Below are 17,679 nucleotides of genomic sequence, written 5' to 3'. Positions count from 1 at the left end.
GTCAGTATCATGGTCATGCGTATCAGTTCCAAGATGATGTTCGACACGGGCATCAGCCAGCTCAGCACGCTGCAGGCCTCGCTGGCCCGCACCCAGCAGCAGCTGGCCACCGGCCGCCGCAACCTGGCGCCGTCGGACGACCCCATCGCCACGGCGCGCGCGCTGGAACTCACGCAGTCGAAGGAGATCAACACCCAGCTGGTCACCAACCGCCTGAACGCGCGCGGTTCGCTGTCGCAGGAGGAGGTCGCGCTGAACTCCACCACCCAGCTGCTGCAGGACATCAAGACGCTGGCGGTGAGCGCCGGCAACGGCTCGCTGACCAACGACGACCGCGAATCGCTGGCGGTGGAGCTGGAGGGCCGGCTGCAGGACTTGCTGGGCGTGGCCAACACGGCCGACGGCGCCGGCGGCTACATGTTCTCCGGCTACAAGTCCTCGCTGCCGTTCGCGCTGACGGCCACCGGCGCCAACTACCAGGGCGACCAGGGCGAGCGCGAATTGCAGGTGGGTTCCTCGCGCAAGGTCGCCATCAGCGACTCCGGCGCGTCCATCTTCGAGAACAACCTCACCGGCAACGGCACTTTCCAGACCGGCGCCGACCCCGCGAATTACGCGCGCGGCGGCAGCGGCATCATCTCGCCCGGCTCGGTGACCGACTTCGCGGCGCTGACCGGCCACCAGTACGAGATCAACTTCGCGGTGGTGCCGGAAACGCCGGGCGTGCCCAAGGCCGTCACCTACACCGTGACCGACCTGACGCTGAACCAGCCGGTGCCCGCCAACCCCAATCCGCCCGACCCGATCCCCTACGCCAGCGGCCAGACCATCGAGTTCGACGGCCTGCAGTTCGACGTCAAGGGCGACCCGGCCGACCTGGACAGGTTCACCGTCGAGCCCAGCACCAAGAAATCGATCTTCGAGACGGTGCGCGAGACCATCACGGCGCTGCGTTCGGACGGCGCGGGCGCGGCGGGGCAGGCGCGGCTGACCAATCTGCTGAACCAGGTCAACGCCAACGTCGACAACGCCTCCGACAACGTGCTGGCGGTGCGGGCCTCGGTGGGCGCGCGCATGAAGGAGCTGGACTATCTGGACAGCGCCGGCGAGGACTTGAACATCCAGTACGCCAGCACCCTGGCCGACCTGCAGGACGTCGACACCATCCAGGCCATCTCCCAGTTCACCCAGCAGCAGATCAGCCTGGAGGCGGCGCAGAAGTCGTACAAGACGCTGACCAGCCTCTCCCTGTTCAACTACATCGGCTAAGCTTCCCCGCGGCAAAAAGAGCCCAGGGCGTTTATTCCTTCGCGGAAATAAACGCCCTGGGCGTTTTTACGCGCGCGAGGCGCCGACACGCCCCGTGACGCCCCGGCCGCCCCGGTTTTGACTTGTCGCGCGGAAAAAAACGCCCAGGGCGCTTATTCCGTTGCGGGAATAAGCGCCCTGGGCGTTTTTTGGCCGCCGGAAACAGGGCGGCGGTTTGGCGGCTACTTCGCGGCGAGGATGCCGGGGGGCGGGGCGCGGCGCTGGTCGCGCTCGCCCAGCAGGTCGGCTGCGGCGCCGCCGCCGCCCTGGCCGGCCAGCCCGCGGTCGCCGTAGTGCCGCAGTTCGCGCGCCAGGTCGGCCACGCTGCCGCTCAGGGTATGCCCGGCGGCCTGGTTCGGCCAGCCCAGCCCGCCCGGGCCGACCGGCGCGGAGCCGCCGCCGAAGCCGGCCAAGGCCTGCGCCAACGCGCCGACCTGTTCGCGCAGCGTCGCCGCCGGCGCCTCGTTGCGGTCGGTGACGTACCAGACGTCCGCCATCTGCCCCGTCTTGCCGTCGGCGTCCGTGTAGCCGCCGCGCAGGCCGATCCAGTTGCCGGCGTCCTTCTCGCTGGCCGCCAGGGCGCCCGTCGCGAGGCTGGCAACGCCGGCCTCGGCCAGCGTGCGCAGTTCGCCCGCCTGGCTGACGCCGTCGCTGTCGCCGTCGACCCACACGCGCAGGGCGCCGAAGGCGGCGTCCTTGTTGTCGATCAGGCCGTCGCCGTTGCCGTCCAGCTCGGCCAGCGCGGCGAAGCCGTCGCGTGCCCGCGTGCCGTCGGCCAGCGTGGTCGCCGTGCCGAACAGCTCGCCGCCGTCGTTGATGGCGCCGTCGCCGTCGCGGTCCAGCGCGAGCAGGCCGTCGCCCTGGCCGACCCAGCCGGTTCGCACCGCCTGGCCGCTCGCGTACAGGTCGAAGCGCACGCCGTCCTCCAGCGACAGGGTGTGGATGCCGTCGCCGTTCAGGTCCAGCTGCAGCGGGCTGCCCAGCGGGGTGGCGTCCTTCTGTTCCAGCGTCATCGCCGCCAGTTGCGCGGCGGTCAGCGCTGCCACTTGCGCGGCGGTGAAGGCGCCGTATTGTTCCAGGGTCAGCGCGCCCAGCTGGGCGGTGGTCAGCGCGGCGACCTGCGCCGCCTTCAATCCCTTGACTTGCTCGGTGGTCAGCGCGGCGATGTGGCCGGCGTCCAGCGCGGCGATCTGCGCCGTGCCCAGCCCGCCCACCTGCAGCGCCTTCAGCAGCTTCAGGTCGTCGGCGTCGATGGCGTTGATCTGCGCCGACGTCAACGCGTTCAGCACCTTGATCGACAGCGCGTTGACCTGCGCCGAATCGAACGCGGTCAACTGGTCGGCGGTGAGGCCGGGGGCCTGGGCGGCGGACAGCGCGGCCACCTGCTGCGTGCGCAGCCCGGCCATCAGCTCGGCCGACAGCCCGTTGACCTGGGCCGAGCTGAACGAGGCGAGCTGCGTCACCGTGTACGGCCGCAGCGAGTTGGCGGCGGCCAGCTGTTCGCTGGTGAGGCCGTCGAGCTGGGTGACGGTCAGGGTCGCCAGCGTGCGGGTCGACAAGGCGCTCAGCTGGCTGGCCGTGAGGCTGGCGACCTGCTGCGATTTCAGCGCCGCCACCTGCGTGGTGGACAGCGCGGTGATGTCTTCCAGGTCCAGCGCGCCCAGCTGCGCCGTGCTCAGCGACGCCAGGGTGGCGGCGTTGATGGCGCGGATCTGCGCGGTGTTCAGCGCGGTGATCTGCTCCGGCGCCAGCGCGCCGATCTGGCGCGACGACAGCGTGGCCACCTGGGCGGTTTTCAGCGTCTCCAGATGGCTGCTGTCCAGGCTGGCGAGCTGCTGCGTGGACAGGAAGGCGATTTGGCGCGTGCCCAGGGTGGCCAGCGTGTCCAGGCTGGCCAGCTGCGCCGTGCTGAGCGCGCCGATCTGGGCCGACGACAGGCCGCTGAGCTGCTGCGAGCCGAATGAGTTGATCTGGCCGCCGCTCAGGCCGGCGATCTGGGTGGTGCCGATCGCGGCCATCTGGGCGGTGGTGAGGGCTTGCAAGTCCTCCACCTCCAGCGCGGCGAACTGGTTGCTGCTCAGTGCGCGCAGCGCGGCCGGGCTCAGCGCGCGTACCTGGGCCGTGGTCAGCGCGGTCACCTGGCTGTCGGTCAGCCACGAGATCTGGCGGCTGCTCAGCGCGGCGATCTGCGAGCTGCGGATGCTGTTCAGGTGCGCCTCGTCCAGCGAGGACAACTGGGCGCTGGTCAGCGCGCCCAGCTGGGCGGCGCCGAAGCCTTGCAGGCTGGACAGGGCGGCCAGCTGGGCCGTGCCAAGCACGCTCATCTGCGCCGTGGTCAGCGCGCTCAGCTCGGCCGAGGTCAGCGCGCCGATCTGGGTGTCGCTCAGCGCGCGCACCTGCTCGGTGGTCAGTTTGGCGAACTGGGCGGTGGTGAGCGCGGCCAGGTCGTCGACATCGATCGCCGCCACCTGGTCCGTGCTCAGCCCGGCCAGGGCCGTCGGGTTCAGCGCGCGGATCTGGGTGGTGGACAGCGCCGCGATCTGCGTCGTGGTCAACCAGGAAAGCTGGCGGCTGCCCAGCGCGGCCAGATGGCTGGTGCGCAGCGTGCCCAGCTGTTCGTCGCCGAGCGAGGCCAGCTGTTCACTGCCCAGCGCGGCGAACTGGGCGCTGCCCAGGCCTTGCAGGCTGGTGAGGGCGGCCAGTTGCGCCGTGCCGAGGGCGCGCAGCTGGCTGCTGCGCAGCGCGCCCAGTTGGGCCGAGCTCAAGGCGCCCAGCTGCTCGGCGGTCAACACCGCGATGTTGCGGGTGGCCAGCACGGCCAGCTGCGCGGTGAGCAGCGCAGCGAAGTCTTCCTGCGTGATGCCGGCCACCTGCGCGGTGCCCAGGCCGGGGATGGCGTCGGCGTCCAGCGCGCGCCACTGGCTGGTGCTCAGGATCGCCAGCTGGGTGGTGCTCAGCGCGCCGACCTGCTTGCTGGTCAGCGCGGCGATCTGCTCGGACTTCAGCAGGGTCAATTGGGCCTCGTCCAGGGCCGCGATGCGCGCGGTCGGCAGCGCGGCGAACTGGGCGGCGGAGAGGAAGGTCAGCGCGCCCAGCAGGTTGAATTGCTGCGAGGTCAGCGCGCCCAGCTGCGCGCTCGTCAGCGCGCCCACGGCGGCCGGCGTCAGCGCCACCATCTGGGCGTCGGTCAGCGCGGCCAGCTGGGCGGAATTGAGCACGCGCACCTGGTCGGTGCGCAGCACGGCGATGTCCTCCACTTCGATGGCGGCGATCTGCGCGGTGGTCAGGCCGGTCAGCGCGCGGGTCGACAACGCCCGCACCTGGCGGGTGCCGAGTGCGGCGATCTGGTCCGTCCGGAGGCCGCGCGCCTGGGCGCTGCCCAGCGCGGCCAGGCCGGCGGTGGCCAGCACGGCCACCTGGTCCACCGTCAGCGCGCGCAACTGGTCGCTGCTCAGCGCGGCCACCTGGCCCGAGCGCAGCGCGGCCACGTCGTCGGCCTCCATGGCGGCGATCTGCGCGGTGCTGAATGCGGCCAGCTGGCGCGTCGCCAGCGTGGAGAACTGGCGCGTGTCCATGCCGACGATCTGGTCGTTGGACAGCGCGCGGATCTGGTTCGAGCCCAGCGCGGCCAGTTGGCTGGAGCTCAGGCCCGTGAGCCTCTCCACCGACATGGCCGCCAGCTGCGCGGTCGACAGCGCGGCGATCTGGGCCGTGCCCAGGCCGCGCAGGCTGGTCAGCGCCTGGAACTGGGCGCTGCTCAGCACGCCGATCTGGGCCGTGCGCAGCGCGCCGATCTCCAGCGTGGTCAGGGCGCCCACCTGGTCCAGCGTCAGCGCCTGCAGCTGGTCGCTGCGCAGCGCCGCCACTTGCGCCGTCTTCAGCGCGGCGATGTCCTCGGGCTCGATGCGGGCGATCTGCGCCGAGCTGAACGCGGCGATGGCCTGCGTCGACAGCGAGCTGATCTGCGCGGTGCTCAGCGCGACGATCTGGGCGCTGCCCAGCACGGCCACCTGGGCCGGCTTGAAGGCGCCGACCTGCGCGGCGCTCAGCTGGGCCAGGTCGTCCGGCGTCAGCGCGGCGATGCGGTCGGTCGACATGGCGGCGATCAGCTGGGTGCTGTATTCGAAGATGTTGCCCATGGCGGCCACCTGCGCCGGGCTCAGCGCGTCGAGCTGGGTGCCGCTCAGCGCGGCGATCTCGGCGCTGGTCATGGCGCGCAACTGGTGCGTGCCGAGCGAAGCCATCTGCGCGGTGGTCAGCGCGCGCACCTGGGTGGTGGTGAGGGCCGCGAAGTCGGTGGTTTCGATGGCGGCCAGCTGGCCCACGCTCAGGGCCGCGATGGCGCGCGCGCTCAGGGCACGGATCTGCTGCGTGTTCAGGGCGACGATCTGGGCGTCGGTCAGGCCCGGCACCTGGGCGCTGGTCAGGGCGGCCAGTTGATTGGTGCGCAGCGCCAGCAGGTCGGCCTCGTCGAGGCCGGCGATCTGTTCGCTGCCCAGGCCGGCGATCTGGGCCGAGGTCAGGCTGCGCAGGCTGGACAGCGCGGCGATCTGGGCCACGCTGAAGGCGCCGATCTGGCTGGTGGCGATGGCGGCGATCTGGCTGGTGGTCAGGGCTTCCAGCTGGCTGTCGGTCAGCGCCGTCAGCTGCGTGCTGCGCAGTCCGGCCACTTGCGTCGTGCTCATGCGCACCAGGTCGTCGATCTCGATCGCGGCCACCTGTTCGTTGCTCAGCGCGCCCAGCTGGCGGGTGGACAGCGCGCGCACTTGCGCGCTGCTCAGGCCGGCGATCTGGTCGGCGCTGAAATAGCCCATCTGGTCGGTGCTGAAGGCGGCGATCTGCGCGGTGCGCAGCGCGGCCAGCTGGTCCACCGTGAACGCCGCGATCTGGTCGGCGCTGAGGCTGGCGATCTGGCGCGTGCTCAGGCCGGCCAGGCTGACCAGCGCGGCCTGCTGCTCGGCGCTCAGCGCCGCCAGCTGCGACGAGCTCAGCGCGGCGAGCTGCTGGGAACCGAAGGCGCCCAGTTGTTCGACGGTCAGCGCCGCCATCTGGTCCGGCGTCAGCGAGGCGATCTGGCGCGTGGCCAGCACGGCCATGTCGGCCACTTCGATGGCGGCCACCTGCTCGGCGCTCAGCGCGGCGATGGTGGCCGTGCCCAGGCTGCGCAGTTGGGCGCTGTCGAGCGCCACGATGTGCTCGGCGGTCAGCGCGCCGATCTGCGCGCTGGTCAGGCCGGCCAGCTGGCTGGTTTTGAGCGTGGTGATCTTTTCCGACGCCAGGCTGCTGATCTGTTCGGTCGTCAGCGCGGCGATCTGGCGGCTGTTGAGCGGCGCCAGCGAGGCGAAGCTGGCCACCTGGTCGGTGCTCAGCGAGGCGATCTGCGCCGTGCCCAGCGCGGCGATCTGCTGCGTGGTCAGGGCCGAGAACTGGTCCGACGTCAGGGCGGCGAGGTGCTCGGTGTCCAGCCCGGCCAGCTGCGCGGTGCGCAGCGCCTGCAGGTCGCCGATCTCGATCGCGGCCACCTGGTCGGCGGTCAGCGCGTTCAGGCCGCGGGTGCTGAGCGCGCGGATCTGGTCGCTGGTCAGGCCGGCGATCTGCGCGTCGCTCAGCGACGACAGCTGGGCGGTGGTCAGCGCGGCGACCTGGTTGCTGCGCAGCGTGGCCAGCGCGGCCACCGACAGCGAGGCGATCTGGTCGGTGGTGAGGCCGGCGATGGACGAGGTCGAGAACGAGGCCAGCGACGACAGCGCGGCCAGCTGGTCGCTGCTGAGCGCGGCCTTCTGCGACGGCGACAGCGCGCCGATCTGGGCGGTGGTGAGCCCGGCGACCTGCGCCGTGCTGAGCGAGGCGATCTGGTCGGTGTTGAGCACGGCCAGCTGCGCGCTGCGCATGTTCTGCAGGTCTTCCACCTCGATGGCGGGCAGCTGGTCGGTGCTGAGGGCTGCGATGACGGAGGTCGACAGCGCGCGCACCTGGTCGGCCGACAGCGCACCCAGCTGGTCGGTGCTCAGCGCCACGGCTTGCTCGCCGTTCAGCGCGGCGATCTGGGTGGTGCTCAGGTCGTCCAGCTTGGACACCGCCAGCGCGGCGATCTGGTCGGTGGTGAGGTTGGCGATCTGGCGCGTGCTGAGCACGGAGAGCGTGCTCAGCGCTGCCATCTGCTCGGTGTTCAGCGCGGCCACCTGGGCCGGGGTGAGGGCGGCGGCGGCCGCGCCGCTCAGCGCGGCGACCTGGGCGGTGGTGAACGCGGCGACCTGGTCGGCGGTCAGCTTGTTGATCTGGTTGGTCAGCAGAGCGCCGATGTCGCGCGCCTCGATCATGCCGATCTGGTCGGTGGACAGCGCGGCCAGGGTGGCGCTGGTCAGCACCCGGAACTGGGCGGTGGACAGGCCGACGATCTGGTCCGAGTTCAGCGCGCGGATCTGGTCGCCCGTCATCGCGGCCAGCTGCTTGCCGGCCAGCGAGGCCAGGCTGGCGGTGCTCAGCGAGGCGATCTGGTCGGTGCTGAAGGCGGCGATCTGGCGGCTGCTCATGCCGGCCAGCGTGCTCAGCCAGCCGAGCTGGTCGGTGGTGAGGGCGGCGATCTGCTCGTTGGTGAGGGCGCCGATGGAGGCGCTGCTGAGCGCGGCCAGCTGGGCGCTGTTGAGCGAGGACAACTGGTCGGCGGCCAGCTTGGCGACCTGGTTGCTGCGCAGCACGGCGATGTCGCGCGTCTCGATGGCGCCGATCTGGTCCGAGTTCAGTTTGTTCAGGAAGGCGGTCGACATGGCGCTGAACTGGCCGGTCGTCATCGCCACGATGTGGTCGGTGTTCAGGGCGGTGGCCTGGTCGCCGGTCAGCGCGCCCAGCTGGGACGAGGTCAGCGTCACCAGGTCCTGGGTTTCCAGCGCGCCGATCTGGTCGGTGGTCAGGGCCCGCACTTGCAGCGTGGTCAGCGGCGCGAGCGAGGTCAGGCCGGCGATCTGGTCGCTGGTCAGGCCGGCGATGGCGCCCGGCTTCAGCGCGCGCAGGCCGTTCGAGCTCAGCACGGAGAACTGGGTGGTGGTCAGCGCGGCCAGCTGGTCCGAGTTCAGCGCCGTCAGCTGGCGCGAGCTCAGCGCGGCGAAGTCGCGCGTCTCGATCGCGGCGATCTGGTCCGTCGTCAACAGCGCGATGGCGGCGGTGGCCATGCTGTTCAGCTGGTCGCTGGTGAGCGCGATGATGTGGTCGGTGCTCAGCGAGGCGACCTGGACGGCGGTGAGGGCGGAGAAATGGCGGCTGGTCAGGGCCGACACGGCGGCCGTCGACAGGGCCGAGAACTGGCTGGTGTCCAGGCTGCCGAGCACGGCCGGCGCCAGCGCGCGCAGCTGGGCGGCGGTGAGCGCGGCCAGCTGGTCGCTGGTCAGGCCGGGCGACTGGCTGGTCTTGAGCACGCTCCACTGGGCGGTGCCGAGCACGCCGATGGCGTCGGTGCTCAGCACGGCCAGCTGGTGCGAACCCAGCGCGGCGAACTGGTTGGTGCGCAGCGCGGCCAGGTCGGCCGTCTCCATCACGGCGAACTGGTCGGAACCGAGGGCGCGGATGGCGCCGGTGCCCAGGGAGGCGAACTGCTGGGTGGTCAGGAAGGGGAGCTGGTCGGTGGTGAGCGCGGCGATCTCGTCCGTGCCCAGCAGGCGCAGTTGCGCGGTGCTCAGCGCCTGCAGGTGATCCGAGGTCATCGCCTGGATCTGCTCCGTGTTCAAGTCCCGGATTTCCTCGGTCGTCAACGCCGCAACCTGCGCCGTCGTCAGCGTTACGATCTGGTCGGTGGTGAGGAATGGAACGATGGAACTCATAGTGTATTCTCCTGGGCAGCTCTCCCATGATACACCAGTAATTTCCCTAGGGAAATCAAATGATTAGGGGAACCACTTAAAACCGTGGCGTCGTCGCAGGGGGCGGCCGCGGCACCGGGGGCGGCAAGCGTGGCTCCCGCGCAACCCAGGTGCGCGGCAGGCTCCGCGCCGTTTCTATGCCTTGCAGGAACAGGTTTTGCAGTGGCGTGCCCAGATACGGCAGGATGGTGGCCACCACGATAAAACCGATTCCCAATGTAATGGGAAAACCGATGCCAAACAGGTTCAGCTGGGGCGCCGCCCGCGTCAAAATGCCCAGCGCGACGTTGGTGATCAACAACGCCGCCACGATGGGCAGCGACAGTTGCAGTCCCGCGCTGAAGATCTTCGCGCCCCAGTCCGCCACCTGCTTGAAGCCGCCCGCGTTCATGGGCTGGGCGGACACCGGCAGCGTGTTGAAACTCTCCGCCAGGGCCGACAGCAACACCAGGTGGCCGTTGACAGATAGAAATGCCATTGTAGCAATTAACGCGAGGAATTGGCTGATCGCCGACGAGCGGCCCTGCGTGGTGGGGTCGAAGAAGGTGGCGAAGCCCAGGCCCATGGTCAGGCTGCTGATCTCGCCGGCCATTTCGATGGCCGCGAACACGATGCGCATGGAAAAGCCCATGGCCACGCCGATCAGCATTTCCTGCGCCAGGATCAGCAGCCCCGCGTAGGACATCGGGTCGGCCGCCGGCATCGCCGGCGCGTTCGGGGCGATGATCATGGCCAGCATCACGCCCAGCCCGATTTTGACCGGGTTCGGCACGCTGCGGTGGCCGAGCACGGGGGCGGCGGTGATCAGGCCGAGTATCCGCGTAAGCGGCCACAGCAAAGAGGCGATCCATGTGTTGATATCGACACTGGACAGCGTAATCATGAGGCCGTCAGGCAACTATTTTTTGGGAAAGACATGCGGAATTCGCTAGCGGATTGCTAGTCGGCGCCTCAGCCGACCAGCCCCGGGATGCTGGTGAACACCTGGCGCATGTAGTCCAGCATGACCGACAGCATCCACGGCCCGGCCACCACCAGCGCCACGAAAATGCCGACCAGCTTGGGGATGAAGGACAGCGTGGCCTCGTTGATCTGGGTGGCGGCCTGGAAGATGGAAACGATCAGGCCGATCACCAGGGCCACCAGCAGCATGGGCGCGGCCACCATCAGGGTGACTTCCATGGCGTTGCGGCCCATGGTCAGGACGCTTTCCGGGGTCATGGCGGTCTCCTCCCTAGTAGAAACTCTGGGCCAGCGAGCCGATCAGCAATTGCCAACCGTCGACCAGCACGAACAGCATCAGCTTGAACGGCAGCGCGATCACGGCCGGCGACATCATCATCATACCCATCGACATCAGCACCGAGGCCACCACCATGTCGATGATGAGGAAGGGGATGAAGATGGCGAAGCCGATCTGGAACGCCGTCTTCAGCTCGCTGGTGACGAAGGCCGGGATCAGCACCCGCATCGGCACGTCCTCCGGGCCCTGCAGCGCCGGCGTGCGCGACAGCCGCACGAACAGCGCCAGGTCGGCCTGGCGGGTCTGTTTCAGCATGAAAGTCTTGAGCGGCGCGGCGCCCTTGTCCAGCGCCTGTTGCATGGTGATCTTGTTTTCCTGCAAAGGCAGGTAGGCCTCGCCGTAGATGCGGTCCAGCACCGGTCCCATGACGAAGAAGGTGAGGAACAGCGCCAGGCCCACCATCACCTGGTTGGGCGGCGCCGACTGCGTGCCCATCGCCTGGCGCAGCAGCGACAGCACGATGATGATGCGGGTGAAGCTGGTCATCATCAGCAGCGCGGCCGGGATGAAGGTCAGTGCCGTCATCAGGATCAGCGTCTGCAGCGACAGGCCGTAGTTGACGGCGCCGCCGCCGGCCGGCGTGCTGGTGAAGGCGGGGATGGTGGGCTCGGCGCCCGCCAGCATCGGCAGCGCCAGCAACGCCATCAATGCCATTCGCGCCGGAAAGGCACGGCCTAGCTTATTTGCCATTGCGTTTTTCTATCGTCTGTTTGAACCACTCGGCGAAGTTGGCGCTGGGCAGCGCGTGGCCGGGCGCCTGCAGCTCCGGCTCGCCTTCCTGGCGCGGCATGGTGGCCAACGCGTTCATGCGGCCGGGCGAGGCGCCCACGACGATCCATTGCTCGCCGACCTCTACCACCAGGATGCGCTCGCGCGTGCCGACGTTGAGCGCGCCCACCAGGCGCACGTTGGCGCCGCCGGTGACGGATTTCGGTCCATAGCGTTTCAATAGCCATGCCAGGCCGGCCAGCAGGGCCAGCACCACCAGCAGGGCCAGCACCGTTTGCAGCAGGCTGCCGGTGGCGGTGGGCGGCGGCACGGTGGCGTCGGCGGCCGGGCGGGCGCCGGCCAGCGCGGCTTGCTGTTCGGGCGTGGCGGCGGTGGAGGGGGCCAGGGCGGGGGCGGCCGGGGCGGCCGTTTCCGCGGTCGCCTCGGCCGGCGCGCCGGTGGCGGCCGCCGGGCTGGCGGGGGCGGGCGCGGCGGCGCTGGCGGTGACGGTGTCCGTGGCGGCCGGTGCGGCCGGTGCGGCGGCCGGGGCCTGGGCCGCCGGCGCCGCCTTGGCCGCGCCGGAAATCGCGCCGGACGCGGTCTGCGCCGCCAGCGCGGGCGCGCCGGCCAGGCAGCACGAGGCCGCCAGCGCGGCGAACAAATACGCGGGCTTCATGGACTTCATTTATTCAGTTTTCGGATGCGCTCGGACGGCGTGATGATGTCGGTCAGGCGGATACCGAACTTGTCGTTCACCACCACCACCTCGCCCTGCGCGATCAGGCAGCCGTTGACCAGCACGTCCATCGGCTCGCCGGCCAGGCCGTCCAGTTCCACCACCGAGCCCTGCGCCAGCTGCAGCAGGTTCTTGATGGCGATCTTGGTGCGCCCCAGTTCCACCGTCAGCTGCACCGGGATATCGAGGATGAAGTCGATATCGTTGTGGGTTTCGGTTTTCGACGGCTGCTTCGAGAAGTCCTTGAACACGGCCGCCTGCGCGGCCTGCTGGTTCTGCAGCGCCTCGGCTTCCGCCTTGGCCTGCTCGGCGATCGCGGCACCCCAATCGTCATCCAGGCTTTGATCGTCTTGATTATCCGACATGTCTTTCTCCGTTTACTTCCGTTACTTCGTATTATCGGCGTTCGCCAGCAGTTTCTCTACCTTTAGCGCGTATTGTCCGTTCAATACCCCGTAAGTGCAATCGAGCACCGGCACGCCGTCCACCGTGGCCTCGATGGTTTCCGGGATGTTGAGCGGAATGATGTCGCCCACCCGCATGTTCAGGATCTCGTCGAACGACACCTTGGCCGTGCCCAGGCTGGCCACCAGCTCCACCTCGGCGATCTGGATCTGCTGCGTCATCAGGCGGATCCAGCGCTTGTCGACCTCCAGCGCCTCGCCTTGCAGCGACGAGGTCAGCGCGTCGCGGATCGGCTCGATCATCGAATACGGCATGCAGAAGTGGATCTGGCCGGACACCGATCCCAGCTCCACCGTGAAGGTCGACGCCACCACCACCTCGTTCGGGGTGGCGATGTTGGCGAACTGCGTGTTCATTTCCGAGCGGATGTATTCGAACTCGACCGGATAAACCGGTTCCCACGACTTGGTGTAGGCCTCGAACACGATGTCCAGGATGCGCAGGATGATGCGCTGCTCCGTCTGCGTGAAGTCGCGGCCCTCGACCCGGGTGTGGAAGCGGCCGTCGCCGCCGAACAGATTGTCCACCAGCAGGAACACCAGGCCCGGGTCGAACACCATCAGCGCGGTGCCGCGCAGCGGCTTCATGTGCACCAGGTTCAGGTTGGTCGGCACCACCAGGTTGCGGATGAACTCGCTGTACTTCGACACCCGCACCGAGCCGACCGACACCTCCGCGCTGCGGCGCAGGAAGTTGAACAGGCCGACCCGCAGCAGGCGGGCGAAACGCTCGTTGATAATTTCCAGCGTCGGCATCCGGCCACGGACGATACGCTCCTGGGTCGCCAGGTTGTAGGTTCTGACTCCCGCGACTTCTTCCGGCGCGGCCGCGTCGTCCTGATCGCCGTTGACACCCTTTAAAAGGGCATCGACTTCTTCCTGGGAGAGAAAATTATCAGCCATGATTCATTACTGGATAATAAAGGACGTGAACAGCACTTCCGTCACTTCCTGTTCCGAGCCCTTGTTTTCGAATGGCTCGTTGATTTGCGCCATGATTTCCTTGGCCAGTTGCTGCTTGCCTTCCGGCGTGTTGATTTCCGACGCGCGCTTGCCCGACAGCAGCAGCAGCACGCGGCTGCGCACCTTGGCCATGTTGTTCTTGATGGACTCGCTGTCCTCCAGCCCCTCCACCTGCAGCGTGAACGCCAGCTGCAGGTACTGGTCCTGCTCGGTTTCCGGCTGCAGGTTGACGGTGAACGGATCGACAGTCACGTAGGTGGGCGGGCCGGATTTCTGGTTTTTCTTGCTCTTGGTCTTGGCGGGCGCTTCCTCGTGGTCGCCGCCGCCCTTCAGCATGAACCACGCGCCGCCGCCGCCGGCCGCCGCCAGCACCGCCACGGCCGCGACGATCACGATCAGCTTCTTCTTCGAATTCGCTGGTGCGGCCGCTTCAGCCTTCGGCTCCGCCTTCAATTTTGGATTGGCTTTCAAAATGATCCCTGCCGTTGTAATGGTTGGCGCTGTGATGCTTGTGTTTCGCTATTATGGCACGCGCCTGTCAGGCGAAGGTGTCCACCGCGCCCAGCGCCGCCCGCTGGCGCGGGGCCGGCGCGGCCGTGCCGCTTTCGCCGTCGCCGGCATCGCCGCCGCGGCCCATGCCGTTGCCGCGCCCGCCCTGGCCCTGCTGAGCGGCGCGCGCCTGGTCGAAGGCCTCCCCCTGGCCCGGATTGCCGGCCGAGACGGACGCGTTGCCCAGTTCGATGCCGGCCTCGCTCATCATTTCACGCAATCGGGGCATGGCAGCCTCCAGCGCCGCCCGGACTTCCGGCTGGGCGGAGGTGAAGCTGGCGCTGGCCTGGTCGTTGGACACGCTCAGCACCACTTGCAGCGGACCCAGGTCCGGCGGGTTCAAGTCCAGCGTGGCGCTCTGCTCGCCGCCGGCCGCCATGAAGATGACTTTCTGGCCCAGCTGCTGGTCCCAGGCGTTGCTGCCCACCCGGGCCTGCAACTGGTTGCCGGCCACCGCGTTGGCGGCCTGCGCGGTCGCCAACTGGGCCTGCGCGGCGGGCGCCAGCACCACCGGCGCGGCCGGCGCCGCCTCGCTGGCGGCTGCCGCCAGGGCCGGCGCTTTGTCGCGCGTGGACAACGTTTGGCTGAACTCGGCCTGGAACTTGCCCGGCGCGGCGGGCATCGCCGCGTTGCCATCCTGGGCGGCTGCGCCGGGCGAGGGGCGCAGGGCGTCCGCGGCGGCGAGGGAGGCCCCGCCCGCGCCGGATTGCGTGGCGGACTGCAACGCCGAGGTGTCGAGCGCGCCCGGCTCCGATGGCGCGGCCGCCTGCGCGTTGCCGCGCGCGGCGGCCTGCATGGCGGCCAGGCTGGCGGCCTGGGCGGCATTGGCGGAGACGGCCGTGCCTGCTGCGGCCAAGGCCGCTTGCTGGGCGGCCTGCTGGGCCGCGGCGCCGGCCGGTGTGGCCGTGGCGGCTGGCGTCGCGGCCACACCGGTATCGCTGCCGGCGGCCAGCGCCGGATCGGAGCTGGCGGCGTCCTGCGCGGCGGCGGCCATGGCGGCGCTGAAGCCGGCCTGGTCCTCCGTGGAGGTCGCTTGCAGCGCGGAAGCGTCGGCGGCGGAGGCCTGGGCCGCGAGCGCGGCGGCGTCGGCCGCCGGTGCGTCGGCGGGGAGGCCGCTGGCGGACGCGGCGAAGTTGTTGGCGGCGGTGGCGGCGGCCAGCGCGGCGGCCGCGGCGGCCGGCGACGTCGCGGACAGGGCGGAGCTCGCCGCCTCCGCCGCGGTTGCCGCCGGCGGTGGCTGGACGGGCTGGTTGAAGCTGGCCATCAGGGCCAGCATGTCGGCCATCGGGTTCGCGGCGGCGGCCGCGGCGGCCTCCGCGCTGGCGTTGGCGTCGGCGGCGGCTTGGGCGGCCGCGTTCGCGCCGGTTGTTTCGCCGCCCGCGCCGTTCTGGGCGCCGGCCGAGTCGCCGCCGGCATGCGCGGCACTGGCGCTGGCGTCCGCGCCGGCATTGGCGGCGGCGTTCGCGGCGTTGTCGTTCGCGGCCTGGTTCGCGCCGTTCGCGCCATTGGCGTTATTGGCGTTGTTCACACCATTGGACCCGTTGGACCCGTTGGTTCCGCCGGCCCCGTTGGCCCCATTGTTCCCATTGGCTGGTTTGGCGCCCGCCTGCTGGTTCTGGGCGGCGGGCCTGGCCTGCGCGTTCTGGTTGGCGGGCGCGGCTTGGCGCGCCGGCTGGCTGGCCGGCTGCGCGGGCTTGCTTTGCTGCTGGCGCGCGGCCGGGGCGGGCGCGGCGGCCGGCACGTTGTCGCGGTAGGTGTTGCGCTGGTCCATCTGGCGCGACAGCGCTTGCTGGAACTGGTTGTCCGGCGCGGCGGACGCCGCCTTGGACGCGGGCGCGCCCTGGCCGGTACTGGTGGTCGTCGTGATGAGCGGTGTCTGCATGATGTGCGCCGGTTGTAATCGTTAGCGTTTGTAATAAGCCTGCCGTGCCGCGTGTTCGTCCATGGCCTTCTGGTCGCGCTTGTTTTCCGCCTTGAGCGCCTGCGCCTGCGCGCGGTCGGCCAAGGTGGAGTAGGACATGCGCTTGCGCTCGGCGGCCTGCCACATGCCGCGCTCCTGGTCGCCCCGGTTGCGCGAATGGCGCACCACTTCCTCCTGGCCCTTGATGGCCTGGTCCAGCTTTTCCATGAAAGCCTGGAAGTTGCGGTAGGCCATGGGCGTGATGCCGGCCTGCTGCGTGGCCTCGAAGCGCTTGCCGTACTCGTCCCGGTAGCCGATCAGCATGTTCAGTTTCTCCTCCGCATCCGCCACCGCCTTCAGGGCCAGGCCCAGGCGCGTGGCGGCGTCGTCGGTTTCCCGCCGCGCCAGTTCGATCAGTGTTTCAAGTTGGGATTGAGAGGCCATGATGGTTCATTATAGGTTGAGGCCCGGTCCGCCAATCAGTCGAACAGAATGGATAATTGCCCTAAACTCTCGCTCATGCTGACCCGCTCGGTGATCTGCTGTTGCAGGAAATGCTCGATGCGGTCGTGCAGCTTGATGGCCTGGTCCAGCACCGGGTCGCTGCCGGGGCTGTAGGCGCCCACCGCGATCAGGTCGCGGCTGCGCTCGTAGCGGGAATACAGCTGTTTCAGGTGGCGCGCGCGCTGCTGGTGGTCGGGCGAGGTGATCGAGTGCATCGCGCGGCTGATCGACTGTTCGATGTCGATGGCCGGATAGTGGCCGGCCTCGGCCAGGCGCCGGTTCAGCACGATGTGGCCGTCCAGGATGGCGCGCGCCGAGTCGGCGATCGGGTCCTGCTGGTCGTCGCCCTCGGTCAGCACGGTGTAGAAGGCGGTGATCGAGCCGCCGCCCGCCTCGCCATTGCCGGCCCGCTCCACCAGGATGGGCAGCTTGGCGAACACGGAGGGCGGATAACCCTTGGTGGCCGGCGGCTCGCCGATGGCCAGCGCGATCTCGCGCTGCGCCATCGCGTAGCGGGTCAGCGAATCCATGATCAACAGCACGTTCTTGCCCTGGTCGCGGAAATACTCGGCGATGGCGGTGGAATAGGCCGCGCCCTGCATGCGCATCAGCGGCGGCGTGTCGGCCGGGGCGGCCACCACCACCGAGCGCGCCAGGCCTTCCTCGCCCAGGATCTGCTCGATGAACTCCTTCACCTCGCGGCCCCGTTCGCCGATCAGGCCGACCACGATGATGTCGGCCTCGGTGTAGCGCGCCATCATGCCCAGCAGCACCGATTTGCCGACGCCGGAGCCGGCGAACAGGCCCATGCGCTGGCCGCGGCCCACGGTCAGCATGGCGTTGATCGAGCGCACGCCCACGTCCAGCGTGTCGACGATGGGCGCGCGGCCCAGCGGGTTGGCGGGGCGCACGTTGATGGGCGCGCTGTCCACCGTGTGCAGCGGGCCCAGGTTGTCCAGCGGGCGGCCGGCGCCGTCCAGCACGCGGCCCAGCAGTTCGTAGCCCACCGGCAAGTGGCGCGCGCGGTCGCTGGGGCGGCGGCGCGGGTGCTGCACGCTGCCGGGCTTGGGGATGGTCTGTTCGACCGGGAACACGCGGGTGCCGGGCACGATGCCCTCGACGTCGCTTTGCGGCATCAGGAACAGCTTGTCGCCCTCGAAGCCCACCACCTCGGCCTCCACCTTGCCGCCGGAGGGCAGGGGCACGCTGCAGGCGGCGCCGACGGCCAGGCGCAGGCCGACCGCCTCCATCACCAGGCCCGCCACGCGCGTGACGCGGCCGGACACCTGCATCGGCTCGACGAAGTCCACCAGCGTGGCGCAATCGTTCAGGTAGCTGCTCCAGCGGGTGATGTGCGCGGTGGGGTTGAATTTGGCGCCCATGCTAGATCG

At 69.5% G+C, this 17,679-nt stretch carries 12 protein-coding genes; 1 reads left to right on the top strand and 11 read right to left on the bottom strand.

Annotation, left to right across the window (positions count from 1 at the left end; all coding sequences use genetic code 11):
* The first annotated feature begins 15 nt into the window (after positions 1-15).
* The gene (gene flgL / locus BM436_RS21130; RefSeq protein WP_177307400.1) at positions 16-1,269 is read left to right on the top strand and encodes a flagellar hook-associated protein FlgL; all 1,254 of its coding nucleotides are present in this window, start codon (positions 16-18) and stop codon (positions 1,267-1,269) included.
* A gap of 221 nt (positions 1,270-1,490) precedes the next feature.
* Here flgL and BM436_RS21125 read toward each other — a convergent pair whose 3' ends face one another.
* The 11 genes from BM436_RS21125 to fliI form a co-directional block, all read right to left on the bottom strand.
* Entirely contained in the window at positions 1,491-9,122 is a 7,632-nt protein-coding gene (locus BM436_RS21125; RefSeq protein ID WP_093557506.1) for an SPM autocatalytic domain-containing protein, read from the bottom strand.
* A gap of 76 nt (positions 9,123-9,198) precedes the next feature.
* Positions 9,199-10,044, bottom strand: coding sequence for a flagellar biosynthetic protein FliR (gene fliR, locus BM436_RS21120; protein WP_093557505.1), 846 nt, complete (start codon positions 10,042-10,044; stop codon positions 9,199-9,201).
* Positions 10,045-10,112: 68 nt separating this feature from the next.
* Entirely contained in the window at positions 10,113-10,382 is a 270-nt protein-coding gene (gene fliQ / locus BM436_RS21115; RefSeq protein WP_093557504.1) for a flagellar biosynthesis protein FliQ, read from the bottom strand.
* A 13-nt stretch (positions 10,383-10,395) separates the two neighbouring features.
* Positions 10,396-11,154 (bottom strand): flagellar type III secretion system pore protein FliP, encoded by a 759-nt coding sequence (gene fliP, locus BM436_RS21110; RefSeq protein ID WP_093557503.1) that lies wholly within the window; start codon positions 11,152-11,154, stop codon positions 10,396-10,398.
* The gene (gene fliO, locus BM436_RS21105) at positions 11,144-11,857 is read right to left on the bottom strand and encodes a flagellar biosynthetic protein FliO (RefSeq protein WP_229490562.1); all 714 of its coding nucleotides are present in this window, start codon (positions 11,855-11,857) and stop codon (positions 11,144-11,146) included. The genes fliP and fliO overlap by 11 nt, the downstream gene beginning before the upstream one ends.
* Positions 11,854-12,273: a flagellar motor switch protein FliN gene (fliN, locus tag BM436_RS21100; RefSeq protein WP_093557502.1), complete on the bottom strand. Its 420-nt coding sequence runs from the start codon at positions 12,271-12,273 to the stop codon at positions 11,854-11,856. Before fliN ends, fliO begins: the two co-directional genes overlap by 4 nt.
* Before the next feature lie 21 nt (positions 12,274-12,294).
* Positions 12,295-13,275: a flagellar motor switch protein FliM gene (gene fliM, locus BM436_RS21095; protein ID WP_093557501.1), complete on the bottom strand. Its 981-nt coding sequence runs from the start codon at positions 13,273-13,275 to the stop codon at positions 12,295-12,297.
* 6 nt (positions 13,276-13,281) lie between these two features.
* Complete coding sequence (gene fliL / locus BM436_RS21090; protein WP_229490560.1) at positions 13,282-13,806, bottom strand: flagellar basal body-associated protein FliL; 525 nt, start codon at positions 13,804-13,806, stop codon at positions 13,282-13,284.
* A gap of 67 nt (positions 13,807-13,873) precedes the next feature.
* Complete coding sequence (locus BM436_RS21085; protein WP_093557499.1) at positions 13,874-15,766, bottom strand: flagellar hook-length control protein FliK; 1,893 nt, start codon at positions 15,764-15,766, stop codon at positions 13,874-13,876.
* A 21-nt stretch (positions 15,767-15,787) separates the two neighbouring features.
* Positions 15,788-16,228 carry a flagellar export protein FliJ gene (gene fliJ / locus BM436_RS21080; RefSeq protein WP_093557498.1) on the bottom strand — a complete coding sequence of 147 codons (441 nt, stop codon included), beginning with the start codon at positions 16,226-16,228 and terminating at the stop codon, positions 15,788-15,790.
* A 35-nt stretch (positions 16,229-16,263) separates the two neighbouring features.
* Entirely contained in the window at positions 16,264-17,670 is a 1,407-nt protein-coding gene (fliI, locus tag BM436_RS21075; RefSeq protein WP_093557497.1) for a flagellar protein export ATPase FliI, read from the bottom strand.
* Between the last annotated feature and the right edge of the window lie 9 nt (positions 17,671-17,679).

The sequence above is a fragment of the Pseudoduganella namucuonensis genome (assembly GCF_900116645.1).
In the GTDB taxonomy this organism is placed as follows: Bacteria; Pseudomonadota; Gammaproteobacteria; order Burkholderiales; family Burkholderiaceae_D; genus Rugamonas; species Rugamonas namucuonensis.
This window is presented reverse-complemented; position numbering and strand designations above follow the sequence as displayed.

Excerpts from the sequence above, each read along its gene's own strand:
- flgL (WP_177307400.1), top strand. The coding sequence starts at position 16 with ATGCGTATCAGTTCCAAGATGATGTTCGACACGGGCATCAGCCAGCTC.
- BM436_RS21125 (WP_093557506.1), bottom strand. The coding sequence starts at position 9,122 with ATGAGTTCCATCGTTCCATTCCTCACCACCGACCAGATCGTAACGCTG.
- fliR (WP_093557505.1), bottom strand. The coding sequence starts at position 10,044 with ATGATTACGCTGTCCAGTGTCGATATCAACACATGGATCGCCTCTTTG.
- fliQ (WP_093557504.1), bottom strand. The coding sequence starts at position 10,382 with ATGACCCCGGAAAGCGTCCTGACCATGGGCCGCAACGCCATGGAAGTC.
- fliP (WP_093557503.1), bottom strand. The coding sequence starts at position 11,154 with ATGGCAAATAAGCTAGGCCGTGCCTTTCCGGCGCGAATGGCATTGATG.
- fliO (WP_229490562.1), bottom strand. The coding sequence starts at position 11,857 with ATGAAGTCCATGAAGCCCGCGTATTTGTTCGCCGCGCTGGCGGCCTCG.
- fliN (WP_093557502.1), bottom strand. The coding sequence starts at position 12,273 with ATGTCGGATAATCAAGACGATCAAAGCCTGGATGACGATTGGGGTGCC.
- fliM (WP_093557501.1), bottom strand. The coding sequence starts at position 13,275 with ATGGCTGATAATTTTCTCTCCCAGGAAGAAGTCGATGCCCTTTTAAAG.
- BM436_RS21085 (WP_093557499.1), bottom strand. The coding sequence starts at position 15,766 with ATGCAGACACCGCTCATCACGACGACCACCAGTACCGGCCAGGGCGCG.
- fliJ (WP_093557498.1), bottom strand. The coding sequence starts at position 16,228 with ATGGCCTCTCAATCCCAACTTGAAACACTGATCGAACTGGCGCGGCGG.
- fliI (WP_093557497.1), bottom strand. The coding sequence starts at position 17,670 with ATGGGCGCCAAATTCAACCCCACCGCGCACATCACCCGCTGGAGCAGC.